Annotated in this window: 6 protein-coding genes; 1 reads left to right on the top strand and 5 read right to left on the bottom strand. The window is 41.7% G+C overall.

Features of this window, described 5'->3' with window-relative positions:
* Positions 1 to 364: 364 nt before the first annotated feature.
* The 3 genes from FU659_RS34115 to FU659_RS34105 all read right to left on the bottom strand — a co-directional run bounded on the left by FU659_RS34115 (position 365) and on the right by FU659_RS34105 (position 5,034).
* Positions 365 to 1,183: a purine-nucleoside phosphorylase gene (locus FU659_RS34115; protein ID WP_147951607.1), complete on the bottom strand. Its 819-nt coding sequence runs from the start codon at positions 1,181 to 1,183 to the stop codon at positions 365 to 367.
* 758 nt (positions 1,184 to 1,941) lie between these two features.
* Complete coding sequence (locus tag FU659_RS34110) at positions 1,942 to 3,282, bottom strand: stalk domain-containing protein (protein WP_261808236.1); 1,341 nt, start codon at positions 3,280 to 3,282, stop codon at positions 1,942 to 1,944.
* 249 nt (positions 3,283 to 3,531) lie between these two features.
* On the bottom strand, positions 3,532 to 5,034 hold the full coding sequence (locus FU659_RS34105; protein WP_147951605.1) for an MDR family MFS transporter: 1,503 nt from the start codon (positions 5,032 to 5,034) through the stop codon (positions 3,532 to 3,534).
* Positions 5,035 to 5,316: 282 nt separating this feature from the next.
* Between FU659_RS34105 and FU659_RS34100 the strand changes: the two genes are divergently transcribed.
* The gene (locus FU659_RS34100) at positions 5,317 to 6,000 is read left to right on the top strand and encodes a DUF421 domain-containing protein (protein WP_147951604.1); all 684 of its coding nucleotides are present in this window, start codon (positions 5,317 to 5,319) and stop codon (positions 5,998 to 6,000) included.
* 130 nt (positions 6,001 to 6,130) lie between these two features.
* Here FU659_RS34100 and FU659_RS34095 read toward each other — a convergent pair whose 3' ends face one another.
* Together FU659_RS34095 and FU659_RS36145 are read right to left on the bottom strand one after the other, a co-directional pair.
* On the bottom strand, positions 6,131 to 6,805 hold the full coding sequence (locus FU659_RS34095) for a TVP38/TMEM64 family protein (protein WP_187274599.1): 675 nt from the start codon (positions 6,803 to 6,805) through the stop codon (positions 6,131 to 6,133).
* Between the two features lie 42 nt (positions 6,806 to 6,847).
* Positions 6,848 to 7,265, bottom strand: a 418-nt coding sequence (locus FU659_RS36145; protein ID WP_397357152.1) for a YkoP family protein, incomplete at its 5' end; no start/stop codon positions are given.

The raw sequence follows: 7,265 nt of genomic DNA, 5'->3' as shown, positions 1-7,265 counted from the left end.
CATTTCCAAAAAACGGCATAATATTTTCCGTGAACACAATACAGGATACTCCCAACTATAAAACCGAACATACATTCCATGTTGACATAGAGGGTCTTGTCTTAAGCTAATGGCTACTACTGCCTTCGCCAATTGGGACTTGAACCCAAGATAGCGCCCATGCTGGGCGCACTTAAAGAACCTTGATTCTCAGACTTGAGAATCAAGGTTCTTTTTATCCCATATAGTAAAAATACCATTAGAATTCCTGGGAATCTACGTCAGTTCCTCATCAAAAATCAGAATGCTCGGATTGCCGTTCAGCACGCGGGCAATAGCGATACACTGACGGTACTCACCGGATAGGCTCTCCCCTCCCAGAAACCTATATTTCTTTTAAAATACCTTTTACAAGTCGAATAAATTTGGTTCTTACTTGGCTGGCCACCTCAATGACTTCAGCATGATTTAGCGGTTGATCCAGAATGCCGCAAGCCATATTCGTTAAACAAGAAATGCCAAGCACACGAAGTTTCGCATGTACGGCAACGATTGCTTCAGGAACAGTTGACATGCCTACACTATCAGCACCCAGTGTACGAATCATGCGAATTTCAGCCGGCGTTTCATAAGCAGGACCAGTCCACCAAGCATAGACGCCTTGCTGCAAATCGGTTCCTTGCTCTTTTCCCACTTTAAGAGCAACTTGACGAAGCTCCGAATTATAGACTTGGGACAAATCAGGAAAGCGGGTTCCCAAAGCGTCATTGTTAGGACCTATCAACGGATTGTTGGCCACTAAATTAATGTGATCCGTTATTAACATAAGATCACCTGGTTTAAAGCTTGTATTGATAGCGCCGCAAGCATTCGTAATCAGTATATTCTCAACCCCAAGAGCTTTCATTACACGCACTGGAAAAGTAACTTCATCCAACGTATACCCTTCATAGTAGTGAAAGCGTCCTTTCATCGCGACGACGACTTTACCTTCCAACTCGCCAATCACTAATTCATTGGCGTGACCGACTGCCTCTGATTTGGCAAAATGGGGAATCTGGCTGTATGGAATAACCGTTGAATTTTCAATTTCATCGGCAAGGCCACCTAAACCGGAACCGAGAATCATACCTACGGTAGGCTGCTGTCTCGTTTTACTTAAAATAAAATCGGTTGCTTCTGAAATTTGGTTTAGCTGATGCATAGTAGAAATGCCTCCTTGACTATTTTTTTATAAGACTCTGAATTGCTAACTAACGACCATATCCCCAGAAAATAAGGAAGATCTTACTTATTATAGCCGATTACATATTACAGATTATACCCTATTTAAAATAAGATGAGATATCTGCACAGTTCCACTATATAGTTTTTAGCCATTAGTACAAAAATTAGCAGATGGCAGCCATTTCCCCTTCGAATTGTCGGCCAGCCTGAACGGAAAACGCGCGAACAACTTCCTCTTGTGTTGTCTACGCTAACGAACCGTAGGATATCTATTGACGAGAAATGAGCCTGTCCATTCATCTAACGAACTGAAGCAACGTTATGGAGTCAATGATGAGTGAATTGAGGTGCTTTTAATTGAAATAACACGTCTGGAGTTCGTTAAAACGATAACTCTTTGTATTTTGATCAAATAAGGTGTGCTGAGTTCGTAGGGAGCCTCCGTCAAAAAAAGGAAGTTCTCAACACGTTGAAGCCGTATCCAACGCCAAAAACACTTTCGGAATTGAATACAGCGCTCAGAAGCTAACTATCTCCTCGCATCATAAACAGGAAAATCTCAGGCAGCCGAGACTTTCTCGACACCCGGAGATGATATTCTCCATGAAAAAAGTAAATAACCGTAATTACGTTCACTACAAGACAAGACAATTATTTCAGTAGGTTGACTCCAAATAAATGCAAGCAAAAAAGTCATCACGAGAAACCCGTGACGACTTACTTCATTATAATGACTTAAAAGCCTTGATCTAAATCCCAACTCATGAAGTTTTGCGTAGGGCCGTAAAACGCATCGAATCCGTAGGCATCGAAGTGTACTTTACCGCTTTCGTAAACTTTAACGGTTACATAAGCGTAGTCGCGGTCTATGGGGTTGCTTGTTGCCTTCTTTGCTTCAAATGGCGAGCCGCCGGAGCCAACAACCACTTGGTAAGCGGATCCGTTGTTTGGACGGCTTACGTTGAAGATGTGCTCATGGCCACTCAGATAAGTAGCTTTATTGTCTTGGACAACGCGCCAGAACGCGCTTGCGGCATCTTTATCTACATCAAGTCCACTTAATTTAGCTGAGGAGTCGAAATAATACGTGTAAGCAAGTTTATGTCCAAAAATAAATGAGTGCTTCATGCCGCGCGCTTTAGCCGCTTTCAAATCTTTATCGAGCCACTCCGTTGGAGCGTGGGAATCATTTCCTGTTGGATCGGTGTTTATCACCACAAAGTGGGAGCCACGATAGTCGAAGGAATAGTCTAATTGCTGCTGCTGTGTCGTGATGTGATCCATGCCGATTTGCGGGTAGTTGTTCGGATCCCAACCTGCGATATTGTCACCGAGAATTTGCGCAAAACGTTTCTGGTCAACAATAATGTCACCCATGTTATCCCGCCATGTATCTTCGTTGGCTTTGGTCGCCACCTTCACGGTTTTACCATTCGCATCCAAGTAATTATCCTGTAACTCATGATTACCCGGCACCGGGAACACATACATGCCATGTTCAAAAGCAGTAGCTACAATACCACGCCAGAAAGCATATTCTCGGTTCAAAATATTGACATCCGAGTTCGGTGTATAACCCATAATCATGTCACCATTATAGAACAGCATACTAGACTTCTGGGCTTGCATTTCATCCATCATTCGCGTTAACACTTTGCTATTAACAAGCCATTTAAGATCCTGTTCTGAAGCATCCGTTACGGTATTATCAATACGGCAATCCCCTACGGAAGAATAAGTAAACAACAACTTGTCTGTATTCTTCAAAGCTTCCTTCAGCTGTGTCACCGTTGCCGCGGACACTTGTGTGACACCGTTTGCAAGATAAGGCGCTTTGTCCAATTTGACAGCTTGACCTTTGATTGTTGCTTCTAAGGAACCTAGTTTTAGCATAGCCTTGCTTCCAGCAACATCGACCGTAATTTGCTGTGCATCTGATGCCCAGCCTAATGTGCCGTTTAGATTTTCAACCGTCATTCGCAGCGCCGAATCTCCCGTCTCGGCTGCAGTGGCAACAGAAGCTCCTCCTACTAGCATTACACTTGTAAGACCAATCCCAACCCAGGTTTTTAGCATCTTTTTCAACCCTATTGCCTCCCTGCATAGTTTCTTTCTTAACAAGGTTAGCAGACAAGTGTAAACGGATACCACCGTTTCAAATTAAGAAAATGTAAATTTTCACCAATTCAAATTTGAACAAGCAGTCGAGTCATCCTTGGAAACCCAAACTGGTTATTGGAAAAAAGACGCTCCTCATTCCAGCTAATCCGGATGAAAATCGTCTTTTTTTGAACTATAGTTTTACGTATTTATCGTAACCTAATGTTAATGACCTATCATTACTGGAATTTCCACTTCGTCCGTTGATTCTCCTTCTGCCCTCTTGGGCTTCTGCAGCATAAGTCCAAGCAAACCGCCTACAACCGCGATACCCAACAGAATTAAGAAAGTATACCCAAAGGATGAAGCATATAAGTCTACATCCGGCTTCTGCTTCCCTGTTTCAACCATCAAATTTTTCATCTTCGTAGTTAATATGGTCATCAAGATGGCGATAGCGAAGGACATCATAACTTGCTGAGCTGCGTTGGTGAGCGACGTTACACGTCCCACCAAATTTTGTGGTGCGGATTGGATCATATGGTTATTAAGCGGCATCATGAACATGCCCATACCCGCACCAAGCAGTGCAAGCGGCAGCATCACGGCACTTATGCCTGAATCGCCAGATATATTGGAAAGCAATAAGGCTGAAATCGTTGTAAGAGCCATACCTGCCAAAACGAGCGGACGCGCTCCGAAGCGGTCTGAAAGCTTACCGCCAATTGGCATAAATAACCCGGAAGCTAACGCTTGTGGAAGCATGATTAAGCCTGTTTTGAGAGGGCTATAACCATGGGCTTGTTGTAAAAATAATGGAACAAGGAACATGGTTCCGAACATTGCAATTTGTGAAATCCATTGTACAATAATCCCTTTTGTAAAGTTGCCAGAGCGGAAAACGCGAAGCTCGAGCAGCGGGTTCTCACGTCTTAACTCCACGATAATGAATAAAACAAGGGCCACAATCCCTACGCCAGTGCCGATCAGTGTAGCCGGTTCTGTCCAAGTAGATTTCCCTGTAACGGGGTCAATGCCCCCACTAGAAACACCATATACCAGAGCTGCGAAGGCGATTGGCCCTAACAACATACCGAGTAAATCCAAGGATGCAACCGACTGCCGTTGGATATTAGGCAATGTACGAATTCCGAGGATAATACCAATAACACCGATAGGAAGATTGATCAGGAATATCCATTGCCAGCTATGATACTCAACTAACCAGCCTGCAACGACGGGTCCAAGCGCTGGACCCAGCAATATGGGAATCCCCATCATGCCCATGACTGCCCCCACTTTTCCCGGAGGAGAAAGGCGATAGATGAACGCCATGGCGATTGGTACAACCACACCGCCACCCAAACCTTGGATGATACGGTAAGTAATCAGCATTTCAACCGAGTTAGCCAGCGCACATAGACCAGAACCAATAGTGAACAGACCAACCGAGATTAGGAATATTTTCTTAGCTCCAAATCTATCGGATAGCCAGCCCGCTAAAGGAATGACCGCTGCTTGTGCAAGCGCATAACCGATTACCGTCCATTGTACCAAAGACAAGTTCAATAATTTAAATTCTTCCTGCAGCTTGGGAAGCGCAACGTTTACCGCCGTTCCATCTAAAATAACCATGAAAATCCCAACGACAATGGCTACTAATGGACCCAAAATACTACGCATTGAAAACGGGACTTCTGTTTCTGCAATTGTCTTATCTGAAGACATGTGTTCCCTCCATCCGATTCATGCATCCTCTGCGGACTCTCTCTAGTCTAACGTTTAACGCGTTTTTGCCATACGCTTTATACGTGACTTGTATGTCCTACAAAAATATACAATTTTACGGACAATTGTCCGTAATACACTGATGCTAACGAAATATTGTTTATTTGTCAAATCTGTTGGAGACTCAGCATGTTAACGTAAGTCCCCCAATAAGCTTGTCTCTTTAATAAATAACTCATTTTGCGGCAATAATATCACCATATATTGGAGGCGGTTAAAAAAATGTCAATGATTGAAATTCTGCTTCGCTCAATTGTTTCGTTTATTGGTTTAGTCATTTGGGCACGAATAATCGGAAAAAAACTATTATCGCACTTAACCTTTTTTGATTTTGTTGCTGGAGTGACATTTGGTTCAATTGGCGGTAATCTCATTTTCAACAAAAGTATATCGCTGTTTCCTGGCATAATCGCTTTATCTATGTTTTCCATTCTAGTCCTTCTTTCAGATTACATTTCTCTAAAAAGCTTTATGGGTAGAAAGATATTAGATAGTGAACCCCAAGTAATTATCAATAATGGTCAAATTATCATGGAGAACATGAAAAGAGCTCGTTTAACTATCGATGAACTGCTTATGCTTTTGAGAAAGAAAGATGTATTTTATATGGATGAGATAGAATTCGCCTTTTTTGAAACAGATGGATCCATATCGATATTGAAAAAAACAAACAACATGCTAATAACACGAGTTGATATGCATATACAAAGTAAATCGCGGGGTATTCCACAAGCATGCATTATTGACGGTAAAATTATTGAGAAAAACCTAAAAAATATCCAAAAAAATACAAAATGGATAGAAGCCGTTTTAAAAAGTAGAAATATTCAGCTTGAACAAGTTTTGTTAGCTCAAATTGACCAGCAAGATCATGTGTCATTAAATTTGAAAACGAACAACAATTAAACCCACGTTCTACGTGGGTTTAATTGTTCTGTTATCGACTGATTTTCCCAGCTCGGAGTGCTTTTAAATAGGAAAATCTCTAGTTTTTAATTTTTTTATACATCGTTTTATTTCTTAGTTTGTTCTTCAGTTATTCAACGGATTTGATCTTGTGTTTATTTCCGAATCTTCTTTGAATCATCCAACTTATACCCGACAATACGAGAAACACAGCAAGTCCGATCACGCCCCACATCAGTGAGCCGCGGCGGACGCCTGCATATATACCACTCATCGCTATCGTGTAAGGAAGAATGCCAAGACCCGTTGTCCAAACAAAAGTCCATATCTTTACATTTAAAAAACCGACGGCATAATTAACAAAGTGATAAGGAACAAAAGGAACAAAGCGAATGAGTAAAAGACCAAAAATTTCATGCTTATTGATAAACTCTTCCACTTTCTTAAGAAATGGCTGGGCCAGCTTACCGAAAAAAGGTTTAGCGACCCATTTGGTCAGATAGAGTGCACCTACTGCTCCTCCCAAACCGCCAATCCATGAAAGAACGCCTCCCCAAATCGGACCATAGATTTCCATAAGGACGATCGATATAAATTCTCCTGGCACGGGGAGGATATTCGCTGCTAATTGAACAACAAGCCCAATGAGGATACCGACAAACCCTAAACTTTGAATCGATTTCAAAAGCTTCTGCGCTTCTCCGGTATGAAGAAGATAAATGTAATAGCCGATTAAAGCCGCAATAATCAGTAAACTAATTCCACTGATGAGTCGTGTATGAGGTACATTTTTTTCCGCTAACAATTCACATTCAACTCCAAGGAATATTTTAACGTCATAACGCTATTACAATGAAATAGAAGATGACAAACTAGCTTCAGCTGGATATCGTCTTATAACTTCACTCGAAGATATAGCTACGATACGGGGTGATAGATGTCCCTTCATTAAACGCTTTCTGCCTTGGGGGTGAAAAATAAACATCAGGAATCTCAAATACACATGACTTAGTATTCTTAGCATGCCTTTAGGTAGCTCTTTAACGGTAAAACCCAACTGCGCGGAACCGCGATGAATCATGGTGACTCCATAAATGCCTCTAACTTCTTGATGAAGCAACAGGTACTTCGTTAACATTGGTAGAAACTGCTGTACGTCTCTTATGATATTCACTGCTAATTGAACAGTGGAATTTGACATAGCAATCATTTGAAATAATTTTTCATTATTAAAATGAAGCTCAACGACTAAATCACCGTCGCAA

Source organism: Paenibacillus sp. N3.4 (assembly GCF_008017805.1).
Taxonomy (GTDB): domain Bacteria; phylum Bacillota; class Bacilli; order Paenibacillales; family NBRC-103111; genus Paenibacillus_E.
The sequence above is the reverse complement of the archived record's forward strand: the minus strand, read 5'-3'. Positions and strand labels throughout refer to the sequence as shown.